General features: G+C 31.6%; 12 protein-coding genes and 1 other RNA gene. 5 read left to right on the forward strand and 8 right to left on the reverse strand.

The window, feature by feature from the left end:
• Position 1: 1 nt before the first annotated feature.
• Complete coding sequence (locus tag C8P67_RS09530; protein WP_115812694.1) at positions 2-1,123, forward strand: cysteine desulfurase family protein; 1,122 nt, start codon at positions 2-4, stop codon at positions 1,121-1,123.
• 29 nt (positions 1,124-1,152) lie between these two features.
• Here C8P67_RS09530 and C8P67_RS09535 read toward each other — a convergent pair whose 3' ends face one another.
• On the reverse strand, positions 1,153-3,789 hold the full coding sequence (locus C8P67_RS09535) for a patatin-like phospholipase family protein (RefSeq protein ID WP_115812696.1): 2,637 nt from the start codon (positions 3,787-3,789) through the stop codon (positions 1,153-1,155).
• 356 nt (positions 3,790-4,145) lie between these two features.
• Between C8P67_RS09535 and fumC the strand changes: the two genes are divergently transcribed.
• Complete coding sequence (gene fumC / locus C8P67_RS09540; protein ID WP_115812698.1) at positions 4,146-5,531, forward strand: class II fumarate hydratase; 1,386 nt, start codon at positions 4,146-4,148, stop codon at positions 5,529-5,531.
• 69 nt (positions 5,532-5,600) lie between these two features.
• On the opposite strand, the gene C8P67_RS09545 is transcribed toward fumC, so the two are convergent.
• Positions 5,601-6,803: an NAD(P)-dependent oxidoreductase gene (locus tag C8P67_RS09545; protein ID WP_115812700.1), complete on the reverse strand. Its 1,203-nt coding sequence runs from the start codon at positions 6,801-6,803 to the stop codon at positions 5,601-5,603.
• A gap of 247 nt (positions 6,804-7,050) precedes the next feature.
• Between C8P67_RS09545 and C8P67_RS09550 the strand changes: the two genes are divergently transcribed.
• The 3 genes from C8P67_RS09550 to C8P67_RS09560 all read left to right on the forward strand — a co-directional run bounded on the left by C8P67_RS09550 (position 7,051) and on the right by C8P67_RS09560 (position 10,245).
• A complete protein-coding gene (locus tag C8P67_RS09550; RefSeq protein ID WP_115812702.1) occupies positions 7,051-8,265 on the forward strand; it encodes a serine hydrolase domain-containing protein in 1,215 nt (404 codons plus the stop codon).
• A gap of 149 nt (positions 8,266-8,414) precedes the next feature.
• Positions 8,415-8,811, forward strand: a transfer-messenger RNA (tmRNA) gene (gene ssrA, locus C8P67_RS09555).
• Positions 8,812-9,051: 240 nt separating this feature from the next.
• Positions 9,052-10,245, forward strand: a complete 1,194-nt coding sequence (locus tag C8P67_RS09560) for an IS3 family transposase (protein WP_115812704.1) — start codon at positions 9,052-9,054, stop codon at positions 10,243-10,245.
• A gap of 507 nt (positions 10,246-10,752) precedes the next feature.
• Here C8P67_RS09560 and C8P67_RS09565 read toward each other — a convergent pair.
• From C8P67_RS09565 to C8P67_RS09595, 6 genes are all read right to left on the reverse strand, one after another.
• Positions 10,753-11,523: a hypothetical protein gene (locus tag C8P67_RS09565; RefSeq protein ID WP_245980412.1), complete on the reverse strand. Its 771-nt coding sequence runs from the start codon at positions 11,521-11,523 to the stop codon at positions 10,753-10,755.
• Entirely contained in the window at positions 11,511-12,503 is a 993-nt protein-coding gene (locus C8P67_RS09570; protein WP_115812708.1) for a MarR family transcriptional regulator, read from the reverse strand. The genes C8P67_RS09565 and C8P67_RS09570 overlap by 13 nt, the downstream gene beginning before the upstream one ends.
• A gap of 122 nt (positions 12,504-12,625) precedes the next feature.
• The gene (locus C8P67_RS09575; RefSeq protein WP_115812710.1) at positions 12,626-13,381 is read right to left on the reverse strand and encodes a metallophosphoesterase; all 756 of its coding nucleotides are present in this window, start codon (positions 13,379-13,381) and stop codon (positions 12,626-12,628) included.
• 58 nt (positions 13,382-13,439) lie between these two features.
• Entirely contained in the window at positions 13,440-17,102 is a 3,663-nt protein-coding gene (locus C8P67_RS09580; RefSeq protein ID WP_115812712.1) for an nSTAND3 domain-containing NTPase, read from the reverse strand.
• A gap of 829 nt (positions 17,103-17,931) precedes the next feature.
• Positions 17,932-18,174, reverse strand: coding sequence for a hypothetical protein (locus tag C8P67_RS09590; RefSeq protein ID WP_115812714.1), 243 nt, complete (start codon positions 18,172-18,174; stop codon positions 17,932-17,934).
• A 7-nt stretch (positions 18,175-18,181) separates the two neighbouring features.
• On the reverse strand, positions 18,182-18,604 hold the full coding sequence (locus C8P67_RS09595) for a Mov34/MPN/PAD-1 family protein (protein WP_170141439.1): 423 nt from the start codon (positions 18,602-18,604) through the stop codon (positions 18,182-18,184).
• Between the last annotated feature and the right edge of the window lie 19 nt (positions 18,605-18,623).

Consider the following 18,623-nt stretch of genomic DNA (forward strand, 5'->3'; position numbering starts at 1 on the left):
CATGAAAAAAGTATATCTCGATAATGCATCTACCACGGCACTTTATCCCGAAGTGATTGCGGAAATGACAAAAATACTAACCGAAGATTATGGCAATCCCTCCTCTACTCACAGTTTGGGACGCAATGCCAAAAGTATACTTGAACTCTCTAGAAAATCAATAGCCAAGCACATAAACGCTACAGCATCTGAAATCATTTTCACTTCCTGCGGTACCGAAGCTAACAATTGGATAATGCGTTCGGCTGTAAAAGATTTAAAAACCAAGCGAATCATAACCAGCAAAATAGAACATCACGCGGTGCTTCATACAGCGATGGCACTTCAAAACGAATACGCAATTCAGGTGGATTATGTAAAAGTAAAGCCCAATGGCGAACTGGATTTGACACATTTAGCTGAATTATTATCTGAAGAAAAAAAGACTTTGGTTTCATTAATGCATGTAAACAATGAAACTGGAACTATTTTGGATCTTGACAGAGTAAGCCAGATTTGTCAGGAGCATAATGCATTGTTTCATTCAGATACCGTGCAATCTATTGGAAAATCCAAAATTGATCTGCAAAAGACACCTATTGATTTTATAGTGGCCAGCGCTCATAAATTTCATGGCCCAAAAGGAACCGGATTCGCTTTTATACGCAAAAATGCGGGGTTACAGCCTTTGTTTTTTGGAGGCGAACAGGAAAAAGGCGTCAGACCGGGAACCGAAGCCATACATCAGATTGCAGGAATGGCAAAAGCCTTAGAACTTTCCAATCAAAACCTAGAAACCGACAGCGTTTATATTGCCTCACTAAAAGCATATACCATTGAAAAACTAAAAGTAAATTTTCCTGATTTTAAAATCAACGGAGAAAATACTTTTTACAATCTGCTTAATGTAACTTTACCTTTGGATGAAAGCAAAACATCTATGATTTTATTCCATTTGGATATGAAAGGCATTGCCGTTTCAAGAGGAAGTGCATGCCAGTCCGGAAGTATCAGACCTTCGCACGTATTGGCTGAAATGCTGTCGCCAAATGATTTAAAAAAACCAAATATCCGAATTTCTTTCAGCCATTTTAATACTATCGAAGACATTGATTTATTGATTGAAGGTTTGAAAAATTGCTGAACTAAGACTTAATTAAAGTAAAAAAACATTTACTTTAATTTTCCTAACTTGTTATACCAAGGGTTAAAAATACTGATATAGATATTAAAAAATAACCAGCCTGCTGTAATTAATAATAGCAGGACCGCTTTCTTTTTAGCTATACTTTCGATATTGATTGCTTTGGATAAAAATTTAGATAAGAAACCTGTTAAAAAAACAATTAGCGTTACTCCGATAAAATTATAGGAGATATCAATTTGATAAAAAGGTTTAGGATTGCTCCAATTACAAATTAAACCAAATAAGATAAAAATTAATACGATACTGCCGATTCCTAACACTGCAAAAGTTAGGATTTTTGACATCCTGACAATCTTGAAAGGCACATAACTACTTACCTTCAATTGTCTTACAAGCGGCATTTCTTTAGCTGGAAAAGTACAGCTGTCTGCTACTTTCAGAAAATTCCAATTTTCATTTTTCATAATCGCTGCACCTTTTTCGTGCATCATCTGTTTGTAGCCGCTGTACATCAAAGCATAGGCCTCAAGATCATTGAAAGAATCCAAATCAGTTCTCACTTCACTGAGTCCTTTCTGAATTTTCTTCATCATGCCATATTTTAGCAGTGCATTTTCATCCTCAATTTCCTTATCATACAAAATGCCTCGATTTACATCGGTGCAGTCAATCCAGCTCACAGGAAGCTGCTCCAGTCCATTTTTTAAATGAACAATCGAAAGCTTGTTTACAATTGAGGTATATTTTCGTGATTTTAAATCCAGCAGCTGAATCTCGCGCAGACGTTCCTGCAAAATAGTATCTACCCTAAAAAAGAGTGACATTGCATTTCCGGTATGAATTGCATTATCAGGCATTTGAGCACTGGCGTCGCTTACAATAATTTCATTGCATTCCTGTTCCAGGATAGATGCTATACCTTGATTATCATGTACCCCGCCGTCAATTAATTCGAGATCAAAATTCTTATACAATCCTTTCAAAACTAAAGGCTGAAACAAAACCGGAACACAGGATGAAGCTGCTACTGCATAACCCAATCTAAAATTTTGATACTGCTCAGGCGCATTTTCATAATACATTCTTCTTAAACGCGGTTTTACATCAAACTCATCTGAAATATAGGTTGGCGGTTCTCCCATCCAGGAAGCTGTAAACTGCCAGTTGTGTCCTGTATTCACAGCGGTAGCATTTAGAATTAACTGAGGCACTTTATTTATTCTTTTCCAATTATCATCATTTAATTTGAATGATTCCTTTCCAAATGGAAGAATGAATAAATCATTCATAAAAATTGGTGAGGAATCTTTCTTGGATAACAAGGGATTATAAAAATACTCTTCATAAAGCTCCCCCAATCTATTAGACCGTGAATACGAACTTCCCTTCCACATCTTTAAATTTTTAGAAAAGTTAGTCAGCAGACGCATCCGAATATTCTTTTGAACGGCATCCAGAAATTCTGTTTCAATTTCCTTTACAATTTGGATATAATCGGCCTGAAGAATGTCTTCATCTGTTTTGCTTTCAAATAATTGCTTAACTTTTAAATAATAAAAAGCACCAATAATAGATCCACCAGAAACACAGGAAATCACTTCAATGTCTTTCAGTTTATCCTTTTCGGCCAAAGCTGCCAAGACACCAATATGAAATAATGAAGCTCTAAATCCGCCTCCCGAAAGCCCTATTCCTACTTTATTCTGCGGTTTTTGTTTTATGCTCTTTTCATCATTATTATCATCTGCCTGAAGATTTAAAGCAATCAAACAGCTGTTTTGCCCTTCCTCTATAATTTCCTTTTCCTGAAAGGGATCTTTATTCGTAGATTTTTGACATTTCTCTGTTCTTTGATAATTAGCCAAGTTATAAATCTGCTTGCTAAAAGATTTAATCTGCCAGCTTTCTTTCTTGTCTTGAATATGCAGTTTAATAAAATAGAGTGCTTTATTGTACATTCGCAGACCAAAAAAAGCTTCAGCCAAGGCGGTATATAATTTTTCTTTAGCTTCAATTCCTTCTTTAAAAATTACTTCATCAGCATCTTCCAAATAAGCCTGTATTATTTCATTTCTAGTATTTTGAGCCGTTTCAAATCTTGTAATGGTTTCACTTGTAATTTCGCAGGTTTCAGAAAGCTGTTCTAAATTTTCAATTACAATTAGCTCATTAAGATTAGCATAATTTACCGCCGTATTTATACAATCTGTTTCGATTTGAATGGATTTGTGCATTTTGTTTTTCCATATCAGATATCCCTTTTTATAATAAGCTCTCGATTGCAGTAAGTTATGAAACTGGTGATCAAACTTCCACTTGCTTCTGTATATTGCACCAGCAATGCCAAGCGTTTTCGAATTTTTTGTATGTTCTAAATCACAAAAAGATTTGAGCACATTTATTGCCTTATCAAATTTAAAATAAGAAGACAGCGTACTGTCTTTATAAATATTATCAGCTAAATCCTGATATTTTGACAGCTTTATTTCAGCACCTTGATCCTCATTATCAGCTATCTTTTTTAGTAATATTTCAGTAGCATATCCATATTGCTCATACTGTATTAAACTTTGGTACAAATCCTCAAAAGGGACAGTATTAGAAATATCTTCACCTCTTAAATAGTTTTTTGCCCATGCAATTACCCTTTTTTTATCTTCCATAGCTACAATGATTCTGATAATCAATTTAATACAACAAAAATTTGTACAATAAGAAACATTCAATAAATTTAAAAAAATTATAAAATAAACAGTATAATAATGTTAAAACCATCCTTAATTTTTTATAAATAAACGATTATTCTTTCAAAAAATAGAGATTCTTTCTCATAAATAATCTTACATATATTTAAAAAAAGTAAAAAAAAAGATTGAATCTCTTATTAAAAGTAATTACAGTTAGAGGCTTATTAATAAAGCTTCCTACTGTCATTACCTTTTTATATTAATCATGGGAAGAAAAAATTAAAAAAAGACGTAATTTTATTAGATATATTTTACCATAAAAAAAAGCAAAAATGAAATATCGAATTGAGAAAGACACTATGGGAGAAGTTGAAGTTCCTTTTGACAGATATTGGGGAGCACAAACCGAGCGCTCTTTAAACAATTTTAAAATTGGTCCATCTGCTTCGATGCCAAAACCGATTATTGAAGGTTTTGCTTATCTAAAAAAAGCTGCCGCTTATGCGAATTGTGAACTGGGGGTTTTATCTGAAGAAAAAAGAGATTACATAGCTTTAGTATGTGATGAAATTTTAGAAGGGAAACTCTTTGATGAATTTCCTTTGGTGATCTGGCAGACTGGTTCAGGAACACAAAGCAATATGAATGTGAATGAAGTTATTGCTAATCGTGCCCAAGTTTTAAAAAAGCGCAGTATTACAGAAGACGAGCCTTTTATCAAAGCTAATGATGATGTCAATAAATCACAATCATCTAATGACACTTTTCCAACTGCAATGCATATTGCTGCCTATAAAATGGTAGTAGAAAACACGATTCCAAATGTTGAAAAACTAAGAGATACTCTTCAAAAAAAGGCAATCGAATTTAAATCGGTTGTAAAAATTGGACGAACCCATTTGATGGATGCTACTCCCTTAACTTTGGGTCAGGAAATTTCGGGTTATGCTGCGCAGCTGGATTTTGGATTAAAGGCTGTCAAAAATACATTACAGCATTTATCTGAAATTGCTCTAGGCGGTACTGCTGTAGGAACTGGCTTGAACACACCGAAAGGCTATGACGTAAAAGCAGCAGAATATATTTCACATTTTACCGGACATCCATTTGTGACCGCATCTAATAAATTTGAAGCTTTGGCCGCTCATGATGCTATTGTAGAAACTCACGGTGCTCTAAAGCAATTGGCCGTTTCTTTGAATAAAATTGCTAATGATATTCGGATGCTGGCGTCTGGACCGCGTTCTGGCATTAGCGAAATACATATTCCCGAAAATGAACCCGGTTCCTCTATAATGCCCGGAAAAGTTAATCCAACTCAATGCGAAGCTCTGACTATGGTGTGTGCACAGGTGATTGGAAATGACACGGCAATTACTGTTGGCGGGATGCAGGGACACTATGAACTGAATGTTTTTAAACCAATGATGGCTGCCAACTTTCTGCAATCGGCAGAATTACTTGGTGATGCCTGCCACTCCTTTGACATTCATTGCGCACAGGGAATTGAACCCAATTACAAACGAATTGAAGAATTGGTTAATAATTCACTGATGCTTGTTACGGCTTTGAATACTAAAATCGGCTACTATAAATCGGCAGAAATTGCACAGACTGCTCATAAAAATGGAACTACACTCAAACAAGAAGCGGTTCGTTTAGGCTATGTAACTCCTGAAGAATTTGACCAATGGGTGAAACCTGAAGATATGGTTTGAATTTAATTATAAATTATGAGTTATTTTAAAATTTATAACTCATAATTTATAACTCAAAACTTAGAAAAATTATTTCCCATCAACATAATCCTGCAGATAGCTGAAACGCTCGGTAAGCTTACCGTTTTCGGTCATTTTGGCTCTTTTAAGAATACCGTCTTTGTCTCCGTTGAAAAAAGCGGGAACAACATGTTCCGAAAACATTTCGCCAAAACCAATACTGGCATCTTTTGGCAATTCGCAAGGAAGATTGTCCACAGCCATTACAACAATTGCAGCTGGATGAAAAACATCTACTTCTTTATTTTCGCTTGGCAGATAACCGTACAAAGGCTCTGCAATAGTCGAAGACCGCAGTGTACAAGCAATAGGACCATTGACATCACAGGAAATGTCTGCTACTATTTTTATTTTACAATCGCTAGCCTGCAGCATTTCGCGGGTCAATATTACAGGTGCTTCATTGGCATAAAAATGACCTGAAATATAAATATCTGACACCTTTGTAAATTTCTCAAAATCGGAAACATACTCAGTCGGATTATTATGAAAATCAGTAAAATCAAGAACCTGACCGTCTTTTCTTTTATTATAATCCAAAACGTCAATCTGTGTATAAACAGCCTGCGTATAATTCTTAGTCAAATAATTCTCCGCCGAAACTTCTTTAACCTTCATTGCATCTAAAATTTCTTTGGCTCCATTTCCTACTTTTCCAGTTCCTGTTACAACAATTTTTAAAGGCGGCAGAACCTGTCTTTTTAAATGTGCAACTAAAGCATCTTTTCCTGAAAGCGTTTCTGCTTTTGGCATTTTGAACAGTTCAAATTTTAACCCAAAAGCACGAAAAGCATTGTAAGTTCCCACTATTCCCGCATATCGGCCAAAGCCAATTAATCTCCTGTTATGCGCATCAATAATAGTTTCATGATCATACAAATCAATATTTTTTTCTAAAACAGTCTGCAATAACATTCTATTATGAGGCTGTTTCTTAATGGTATGCGAAAAAAAGAAATACGATTTGTTAGGAATCAAATCGTTCACTGGAACTTCTTTTACACCAAAAAGAACATCACAGTCACTTATATCATTAACTACTTCAATTCCCATGCTTTGATAATCTAAATCAGTAAAAATTCGAATGTCTGAACTTTCTACTTTAACTGTACAGCTCGGATACAATTGCTTAATTTTAGTTAGTTCATTTGGAGAAAAGACAACTCTGCGGTCTGGCGGATTTTTTCTTTCTTTGATAATTCCGAATTTCATGCTTTGATTTTTTTAGATTGAAAAAATATAACTTTATACGTATTATTTGTTACAAATATAACAATGTTTTTTAATTTACAATTTTTTTATAAAACATTTTCTCATGTAGAGAAACTTAATCCTATGACGATTAATTAAATATATAAATACATTTCTTAAAGAATTATTAATTAACATAACTCTTAAATAAAAAAAAACAATAACAAACCACAGGATTATATATATTTGCTTTTCTAGTACTTCGAAAATGAATTTAACAAAAAAGGCAAATATACTCTATTTACTGCTGCCAATAGCGGTACTGGCTTCCTGTAAAAATGATTCCGTATCTAAAAAGAAAGATACAATAGAAATAAAAGATGCTGACCTTCCCAAAAACGTTTTACCCAAAATGAAACCAATGGGTAAGGAAACACCTCTTACTGCAGATTATATTGCTGAAAAAAAACGCTATATAGAATCTTTTTATAGAAAAAACTGGCCAAACAACAGCATGAACGGCAGTTTTCTTGTGGCCAAAAACGGCCAGATTATTTATGAAAAATATGAAGGTTATTCTAATTTAAGAGACAAAACACCAATAACTGACACCACTTCGATCCATATTGCATCCGTTAGTAAAGTGCTTACCGCTACGGCTGTATTAAAATTAGTCAATGCCAAAAGAATTGACCTAGATCAAAAGGTGACCGACTTTTTACCGGAATTTCCATATCCTGAAGTTACTGTAAGAATGCTGCTCTGTCATAGAAGCGGTATGCGCAGTTATGCTTATTTTACAGATCGTGATAAAAATGTCTGGGATAGACATAATACCTTAACCAATCAGGACATTTTGACTATTATGGGTACCAAAAACATTAAATTGGAGCAAAAAACCGGTACCCGATTTGCCTATTGCAATACTAATTATGCAATGCTGGCTTTGATTATTGAAAAAGTAACCAAGCTTTCGTACAGAGATGCTATGGCACAGATTATTTTTAAACCATTAGGAATGACTCATACATTTGTATTGGATTTTGATAAAGACAAACATAATGTAGCGCCATCCTACAAAGCCAATAGAGTCGAAATCGGTATTGATTATCTAGACAAAATATACGGTGATAAAAACATCTATTCTACTCCGAGAGATTTATTAAAATTTGACAGAGCGAGGAATTCCCCGTCTTTCTTAGAACCCGAACTGCTTGCACAAGTATACACTGGATACAGTAACGAGCATAAAGGAACTAAAAATTACGGATTGGGTATTAGGATGATTAACTGGGAAACCGGTAAAAACTTCTATTTCCATAATGGCTGGTGGCATGGTTTTACCTCATCCTATATTACTTTAAAAGATGAGAACGTAACCATAATAGCATTATCCAATAAATTCAACCGAAGTACATATGCGGTTCGTAAACTTTCTGTGATATTTGGTGATTATCCGTTTAAGGTTAAGGATGTTGAGTAAACAGCAGCTATTAGTCGACAGAAAACAGGTTACAACTGTCTGACCTTACAAAGTGAAATTAATTTTTGGTTTTATATTATCATTGACATTGCCAATAAATTAAACTATCTTTGCAAAAGAAATTCTTTTCAGCCAAGAATCTAAAAAATGGGGTCGACTGGTTTTGACAGCAAGTCGAATTGAAAAGTAAGCACGTCGAGAACTGGGACAATTCTCGTAAATAAAAGGTCTCAAACTTTTTACACGGCGAAGGAAACTACGCTCTTGCTGCATAATCTGAATTATAGTAAGATTAGCCTCGTCCTACAAGGTAGGAAAGCAGGATTTACCTCGAAAGCTTTGGTTTATAGCGGTCGATTAAGGTAAATCGTAAAGATAAACCTAGATTTCTGCAAGCTTTGGGCGGATTTCGAAATTAAAGAAGCTAAGCAAAGAGCGGTTGTTCCTGACCTAACTCAGCGTCGAAAATCTATTCAGGAAATAAGCGTGTAGAAAGCTCTTTAGTTGCTTGTTTGGACCCGGGTTCGATTCCCGGCGATTCCACTGGGACGGTTTATAGCCAGCTTTTCAAAGTTGTCAAAAACACACAAAATGTCCCGAAATCCTTTAAAATCCTGCAATTTTTTGAATTTGCAGGATTTTTTATTTCCCCTTCAATTATCAAAATTTTCAAAAGTGCTCCAAATTTTTATGGCAAAATTGTGGCACTTTGCCATTGGAGTTGATACCTTTTTTGCCACAAAAACTTAAGGCGTTCTATCTTTGACATTAAAAATCTTTTTAATAATGGAACAAACAAGAAAAAGATGGCCCTTGGAATTTAAAATCTGTGCCGTCACCATCAGCAGGGAGTACAAGAGCGTACTTCGCGTAGCACAAGAGCTCGGTATCAGTAAACACAGCCTCCAGCATTGGAAGAAACTTTACACGGATGGAAAACTCACCCTACAAAAAACATCTGATTCACATACAAACCGAAAAGAATTATTAAGGTTAAAAAAGGAAATTAAGAATATCAAGCTGGAGCGCGATATTCTGGAAAAAAGTGCTGGGCATCTTCTGCAGAAAAGACGGGTACAATATCAATTTATTAAAGAAAACACTGATGTGTTCCCAATTATAAAGATGTGCAAAATTTTCAAGGTGGACCCTAGCTGTTACTATAAATGGCTAAAAGGCCTCCCTACGAGCAGAGCGGAACGCAAAGTTTTTGTAACATCCGAGATTTCAAGAATTTATCATTGGAGTATGGGCAGGTATGGAAGCGTAAGAATCACTAAAGAATTGTCAACAATAGGCATAAAAACATGCCGGTCTTTTGTTGGAAAGATAATGCTGGAGAATCATTTACAAAAGATCCCAAAACTAAAATTCAAAAGAACTACAATCTCTTCTCCTAAATATCCTGTAGCGGAGAATCTGTTAAACCAGAAGTTTAAAGTGAGTAACCAAAATCAGGTATGGGTATCTGACATCACATATATCGGGACTAAAGAAGGCTGGACTTACCTTACTGCGGTTATGGATCTATTTGACCGCAAAGTAATAGGCTGGTCGTTAAGTGAAACCATGAAAGCAAGGGACACCACAATTGTCGCGTTCAAACAAGCCATGCTGAATCGCCCTTTAGATCGTAACCAGAAATTGATATTTCATTCAGACCGAGGAATCCAATATGCCTGCAAAGACTTTGTTTACCTATTGACAAAAAGAGAGCAGATAGCCCAAAGCATGAGCAGAAAAGGCAACTGCTATGACAATGCAGTTGCTGAGAGTTTTTTCAAGACATTAAAAACAGAATTAATTTATCAAAACAAATACACCACGATAAAAAAAGCAAAAAAATCAATCATTGACTATATCAAAAATTTCTATAATAGCTGTAGAAGACATTCCGCTCTTGGAAATTTAACAATAGAGGAATTTCATAATCAGTATAAAATAAATAGTTGTACAAATGTTGTTCATACAGCTAAATAATTATGTACCTGTTCACGAATATCAAGCGTTCACGTTTTCGTGAACATAAATATAACGTGAACAATATGAACAAACAGTAATTATACAGAACGCAATACAACCTTCAATAATATTTTCACAATTATTTCTAGTGCTATTATTTAAAACGATTCGCATTATTGATATGTCTAAAATGTTATTTTTTGAACTTAACAAATCTTTTGTGCTGACTTGCAACTTCCATTTTCTACTATGTTAATATTTATTTTGCCATTAAAATTGACTGTTAAGTTTTCAATGCGTCTGAAATTCTTTATATGTATTTTTGATAAATGCTTTTATTTTACTTGGTTTATTTTATTAAATTGAGTTATACACTTAGTTATTGCTTGATAATCAGTTAATTGAAGCTGGTTTTTTCATCTAATATTATAAACAACTATAAAGATTGACATTAAAACAGCACTATAAAAATAATAAACTAATAATGAGTTCTTTATAAAATTACTTAAGCGTATAACTCAATTATTAAATATCAAAAGCCCTAACTAACACACCAAACAACTCTTTTACATCAATATTTCCTGCCCCCATTTCTTTAAAAATTTGTTTATCAGGTAAGTCATCCTTTACGGTTTCTGTAAAAATTATTATGTCCGATTTAATACTATCTGCAATGATAAAACTATCTTCGGGAGTTAGTAATAATAACAATCTGAAAACATCCATTTTATGCTTACGCAATTGCTTTTCATCAATTTTTTCTCCGTTTTCTTTTCGGGCTTTATAGTCTAGAAATGCTTTAGCTTTTAAGCCTATCAAAGCTTCTGTATTTGCCAAATGTATTCCGTTATCAAATTGGCTGTGTTGAATAGTAAAATTGTAATAATCATCATCCATTAGTATAGCTGATAAACTCGGAATTTCTGTATCAACTGGAATTGGAGTTAAATGTGTTCCCTCCTCCAAATCTAATAAATCGGGTATTCGTGAAAACAATTCAATTTGAAAAGGAAATTCTTCTACTTGTGGTTTTATGAAACGATAGTATTTTCGATCTTCCTCACTTTTTTCCTTGACTTCATAATTTCCTTGTCCTATAAATTCCCAAAAATGTGCTACAAATTTCGGACTTAATGCTTCGATTACTAAAATAATATCAATGTCTTTTGTTGCTCTCGGCGTTAAACCAACACTGTCAATGATGATGTCACAAGCAGTTCCTCCTATGATGATATAATTATCTGTGAAATCTTTAAAATGTTGTCTAAATATTTCTAAACCTCTTACCATATGCATTTTTCTATTATTTGGTCTAATGCCATATCCGTTCTTTCGTCAATAAATCCATCTTTCAAACTTATGTATAGAGATAATGGATCTACATTATTTTTCTTTGTTATTCCTTTTGTGATTAATTCTGGATTGTATTTCCAAACTTCTAAAGCGTAGTTTCCGCTTTCTTTGTTTAGATTTATTAATTGGTTTGTTTTTTCTAACTCATAGAATTTGTTTTTTTCTATAGCAAAATATTCCAATTTACTAGGATTCATATCGCTATATTCTTCTAATGCTGTAGCGTTAGAACAATGCATTTTTATTGATGGTTTTTCATCTACATAAACTGTTTTTAGCACTGGATTTATAATATGTTTTTCAATGCTTTTCCAAAGTTTTGGGATATCAGTTTCGAATACAATATTTTTTTCTTTGGTTCCAACAACCTCAGCAATAGCTAATCGTTTTAAATTTTCTATCGCTTTTGTTATCCCCATTTGAGTGTACTGGAATTTTTCTGCTAATTCTTTGAAGGTATATTGACTTAAATTATCTTCTCTGTGCAGTATTTGATATAGCAAAATTAATTGAGCGGAAGGTAGCAACAGAAATTCTTTTTGATATGCTTTCTCCTTATTGAAATCTTGAATATCTATAAGTAATTCTGCGAGAAACATTTGTTTTCCGGGAACGATGAAACTAATTTTTTGGTCAATAAGTCTTTTTCGATTTATAGCCGTGATGTCTTCGGTAACAATAATAATTCTTTTGTCTAATACCTTTTGGATTGCTATCACTTGTTGTCTTAATTGTGCAGCATTAAAAGCATCTTCTTTATTTACCTTTACTAAAATTAATTCGTGATTATGTAAATGAGTTACATAAAAATTAAAATTGTTCCTGAAAAGGAACGGTAATTTATTAGTGTACTCTTTTGACAACTCTTTTATTTCAAGGTCTTTCCCTAGTATTTGATGGATATATTCTTTTAATTTTTCCATAATAAACTAATAATTGTTATAATAAACTAGATAGGTTTATTGTGCAAATATAGGTTTATTATATTAAATATCAATTTATTAATGTATATAATACATTGAACTATGTATAAAAATAAACTTATTTATACTTTAAGATAAGTTTTGGAATTGAAACCAATATTCTCATTGTACTTTATATATCCCAATTGGTTAGTTACTAATTTAGTATTTCCGATTTGGAAATTACCAACGTTAGAATGATGATGGCCATAAATCCAATAATCAATATCGTTCTCTTCAATTAAGTCTGTTAGGTTGGTTGCAAAAGCCTCATTGATTTTACTATTAGCATATTTTTCTGGATAATTTACGAAAGTTGGCGCGTGGTGTGTTACAACAATTGTTTTATTATCTGATTTTATTGCAAATGCTTTTTGTAGAAATTCGAGACTCTCTTGGTGTAGCAGGTTGTAATCATCAACATTGAATAATCGATCATTATACTTGATTACTTTAAAATCGGATATTGCTTGTTGAATTGTCCAATACTTGGCTTGAGAAATATTTGACCATAATGTTGAAAAAATCAAATTAACTCCGGTAACTTCTTTAATGCAATTGTTTACTAAAAAGATATTCTCCCTAATTTTTGTATCTAAAACTACATCATTATCAATCCTGTCATAGTAATACTCGTGATTTCCTGGTATCCAAAAAGTCGTTTCGAAATTTCTTGAAATGTAGTTGAAGAAATCTTGATGGTCTTCCATTATTTTAAAAGGTACAATGTCTCCAGCTAAAATAAGTATGTCAGCAATTGACTCAATTGGATTATCCAGAATGTATTGTTTGTTGTCAGGGAATTCGAGATGTAGGTCGGAACAATATTGGATTTTCATAATTGAGAATGTCTTATGTTTTTACTTTATGGGTTTAATCTATTTAACAAACCTACAATTAATCCCATTCACTAACAAATTCACTTTTTCTTTCGCTTTCAATACTCATTTTAGAATACATAATATTTCGATTAATGATTTCTATAAATTCGTAGTAGTTTATTTTATTTTGTTCTACAAGAAAATCTCTTACTTTTTCTAATTGAGATAATTCAAATTGCATATTTGGTAACCTACTACCCATTGTAATTCCAGCAGAAGTATAAAAATCGAGTCTTTTGAAAAGTTCTGCATCACAATCTTTATCTAAAATTATTTTGAGAAAATCTAACATTTTATCTCTATAGATACTGGTAACAATATTGAAAATTAATTCAATCATTTTTTTATTTTCAGTTTTCAATAATTGATTACGTAAAAAATCAATTTCTTTCTGGCTATCTCCTCTAAATGCAGTTGAAAATTCTGAAGCACGATGAAGAAAAATACTTTTGAAATTCACTAAATAATTAATCATATTTTCAAAAACAATTCCATAATTGTCCAAATCCCAAAGTTTCTTGAAATCATTTTGATCAAAATCTCTTCGAGATAAATAGTCTTTATCGTCAAAATTATATTTCAATAAATCAATTATAAAATTAGGGTTTTGTGATAAAATCATCTTTAATACTTCCAAGCTATAATCGAAATGTCTTCTGGAGTTATCTAAATACAAATAAATTCTTTCAATTTTTTTTAAGTATTTTATGAAAGAGGATTGGTATTGGTCATTAATGATTTCAAAAAAGTGACCATACATATAGAGGTTATCATTTAATTCAGTTTTTCGAATTATTATATCGAGTAACTTTTCAATTTCAATTTCAGCATTCAATTGTAAATCTGAAAGCCTTTTTATTATATCATCAATGAACCAAATATTTTTGAAATCATCTTTTTGTAGTATTTCTATAAGATAATTGTAGTCATCTATTTTTACATACTCACTTGGGATTATCGTAAAAAGCTCTAATAAATTAATCTCACTATTTATATTGTTTTTGAATACTAATGTTAGTATTTCGACTTTATCTTTATCAAAATCTATATTTGATATTATTTTTGCAAAGTATAATTTTTTTGAATATTCATACTGAAATACATTTTCTAGTATTTTAATAAATAGTTTAAAATCTTTTTTGGCAAGATTTCCTAATATTTCTGAAACGGGATAACTTATTGTCTCAAAACAAGAATGATCCCCACTCTTATTCTCGAAAATTATATTCACTGACTGCAGTAAATCTATATAATCATCAAAAGTATAATCTGAAAAATTATTAATTATCTTTTCATTTCTTTCAAATTTTTCATCTAATAATAACCATAATTTGAATTCTTTCGAACTAATAAGATTTTTCACTTCTTTTTTCACCTTAATTTTTAAATAACCAAGTTTCCTTATATAATTATGTACAATTGAAGATTCTCTAAATTCTCCACTATTGAAATTTTCTTCAAAAAACGGAAGTATTAGTTTTTTCTCAAAATTGATTATTCTTTTTTCATTTTGATGGCGATGTGAATACCTATGTTTATCAAAGAAGTCATATACACTATTTTTTAATTCGGTATTTTTATAACACTCAAAAATGAACTTAAAAAGTTTAGTTCTAAAATTCTTTTGTTCTACAGTTAGTACAATGTATTCTTGATTAAAGTAGAATTGTCTTCCGTTTCCACTATAATTACACTCGTAACTCTCAATTAAATATTTATTCGCTATAAAGAGAATAATTTTAGAATAAAAAACACTATTTTCATTAACCTTTGAATATAAAAACTCAAAAAGTTTTATTTGAATTTTATAACCATATTCATAGCTAAACCTTTTATAGGTAAATGATTGTGTAAAAACTTTTAGTACTTTTGTAAAGAGCAGTTGACTTGATAGTCCGTACTTTAATAATAAAGTCAAAGCCACTTCAAACTTATCCGGTAGGTTTTGGAAATTTACTAAAAGATTGATTATTTTATCATCATACGATTCAATAGAATTGTCTTTGTAAATTTCAAACTTGAGAGTATCTATTTCAAAATCCGTTTCTGAACTTATAATTTTGTTTATAAATACTATTGTTTCAGTTTCTAAATAAAACCAAAAGCTTTCTAAAAATTTTATTGATCTATCTCGGTCTTCTTGAATAGAATTCCATTTTTGGTTAACATCATACAATATCAAATCTTTTATTTCATGAAAACCATAATTGCTAATTATTGGATTTAAAAGAGACATCAATGAAATTTTGCGGTCATCAAAGTGTAAATTCAATAGTTGTTTAAATGAAATATGTTGCTCTTTAATGAAAATCAAATAGAAAATATATTCTCCAAGAATTTGGTCAGCAATTTTATACGTTTTTTTGTATTCGTCAGCAATTTCATTTTTTACTAGTAAGCTTAATTTTTCTACTAATTCATTTTTGTTAATGTCAAAATGATTTGAAATTTCATTGATAACACCTGAATTAGAAATATCAATAGATCTAAATAGTGTTAGTATTCCAGCAGTCTTTAATAAAACTAAATCGTCTTTTATACTATTATTAGCAGAAGAAAAATATTCTTCTAATATTAATGATGCTTTAGTAAGTTTTTCGATTTCTTTATTTAATCCAGCGATGGCTCCCATTAGGGCAATTCTTGGATTTCCTTTTGAAATTGAATGTATTCTATCAGTATAATAATCATTAATATTAAATTCAGGGGATTGCAAGATTTTTGCTAATTCAGATTTCTCAAAATTTGCTAATTCAATTAAACCATTTTCTTTGAGCTGATATTCAATTTCTTGTTTCAAATAATTTCTAACAGTCATTATAATTTTAATGTCACCAGAATTGAATTCATTTTTAAAATTTATAATTGATGTTAAATTACTTTTGAGTTTATTAGCATCATCAACAACAATTATATATTTGTTGTCTTTTGTGATTTGTATTTTTAAATCATCCCAAATTAGTTGATTATTGTTTCTAATATATTTTACAATATATCCTGGATTACTTTTCAAATAATTTGAAACTAACTGAATTGAAAATTTGGTTTTTCCAACTCCTGCTTGTCCAGTAATTAGTAAAAAATCATGTTGCTTTAGAAGTTCTATGCTTTTATCCAATTCTGATTCTCTATTAAAAAAGGCATTTGATAATGGTGTAGCAAATTTTGATTTTTCATACTGAATTATAAATTCACTCATTTCTAAAATTTGACCTGTATCTATATTCAATCCTAATTCTCTAGACAAAGAAGGAAAGTCTCTAAAAATAATAGTTGCAAAAGCATCTAAACCAATCACTTCTAGCTTAGTGAATTTATTTATTGAGTTTTTGTGTTCATTCAGTTCTTCCTGAATTTTAGTTGTAATTTCTTGATTACAGATTAAAATAATTCTAATTATTTTGTCTGAAGAAACATCATTTTGATTAAAGCAATGTTCAATATCCTTTTTTAGTTTTGGAACTAATTGATTTTTATCAATGGTTGTGATTTCACTAAATATATAAGAATCATTATCCGAAATAAAATTATCTGGAGTTCCTTTCTTTGATTTTTCTTTTCCTACAACTAAACCAGTCGGATTTACAATTGGATATCTATAACCTAGGTATAATCTACAAATATTAGCAAACTTATCTGGATTGCAACTTAGTAATGCTTGTTCTATACTTGTTATCATTGTAATTGTTTAGATTACAAAAATAACTATTTCCTTTTATCATTTACATCTCTTTCAAACCCAATAATTCTTGACTTCTAATATAAGTTATGTCTGTATTACTACATTTGCAAAACAATCAAATTAAACTTTTATTTATTGTTTTAAATTGTTTTTTAGAAGTTTCAAAATATTCCTTATCTCTTCACTTTGGTATCTCTATCAAATGCAACTAAATTGACTTTTTTTTTAACTAAGAACGCTATCGGTTCCCATAACTATTTTACAATTCGAAAGCTGATAATTTGATTGTGATGTGAGTAACAGACCTCTTTTTGACAAACTGTCCATAGCGTCTGATTAGAATTTCGGCCATCACAATTCTTTAGCATTTTAATGTACTATGCACGGACTTTGAGTGACTAACAACGTCCTAAAACACCACTTTTAAGCAACGAGAAAGATAGGAACATAACTTATTATTACTTAACATCAAAGAATAGGAGGCACAAAAATGAACGATAATATAACTAAAGATGATTTAAAGCAATTTAGTCTATTGCTAGTGGAGCAGTTCAAACAAATTATAGAGAAAAAGGTGGCTTAAATCGAGAATGGCTTAAAAGCCGTATTGTGAGGAAAATAATGGATATGTCTGCTGCATCGTTACTGAACCTCCGAATAACGGGTAAAGTTCGCTTCAAAAAAATTTTAGGGTCATATTATTACAATAAATCAGATTTAATGAATCTTTTAAATGACGAACACTAATATGAGACTGCAAAAACTTTTAAAACACATTTGCATTATAGAGCAGGATCCTAGACTTAATGTTTGGCATTTCGCTCTTTTAAGTGCCATTCTTTGCCAGAATATTAATAAGCGCATCAACTGCTGAGTTAACCTCGAGCTTATTATTTGGATCAAATTTTATTCCAGCATTTTCCGGAACTTTAATGAAAAAATTGCAGTAAAGTGGAATGAAAACATTTCCTGCTCCATCACGCAAAGCTATATGAGCACCTTTACTGTTTATTGGAAAACCATCTTTGTCCTTATCTTCATTATTATCTATAATCAATTCCGTGTTCATAGTTCAATCATTTAACTTCCTCTGTATATTCTGCAAGCTGAAAAGTCTTGTTTAATTTTCTGTCTGTGATATACACACCAAGTATGTAATTTTGAAAATTTCCGGCAATAATAATCATTAACGGCTCGGGGCAGTAGTATTTCTCACTTTTTGATATTTTCTTCATCTGCTGAAAATCCTGCGGACTTGGCTCCACGGTTCCATTTGGATGAAAATGCCATTCCCCGAGGTAGTACTGGTTCTGGTTCCATGCTGCATTCAAAATTGATTTTAAACCTTTTATCCCTCTTTCAAACCAATATCTGCCAGCTCTGCTGTCTGAAGGCGGTCCTAGAATTTCACTTACTTCTGCCGTCGTAAAATCCGGATAACTGCCAAGGATTATACCTCCAGTTTCATTTAGTCCCGCCGTCTTGATAAGCCTTTCCATTTTTTTAATGTGATGACTT

Source organism: Flavobacterium aquicola (assembly GCF_003385115.1).
GTDB classification, from domain to species: Bacteria; Bacteroidota; Bacteroidia; order Flavobacteriales; family Flavobacteriaceae; genus Flavobacterium; species Flavobacterium aquicola.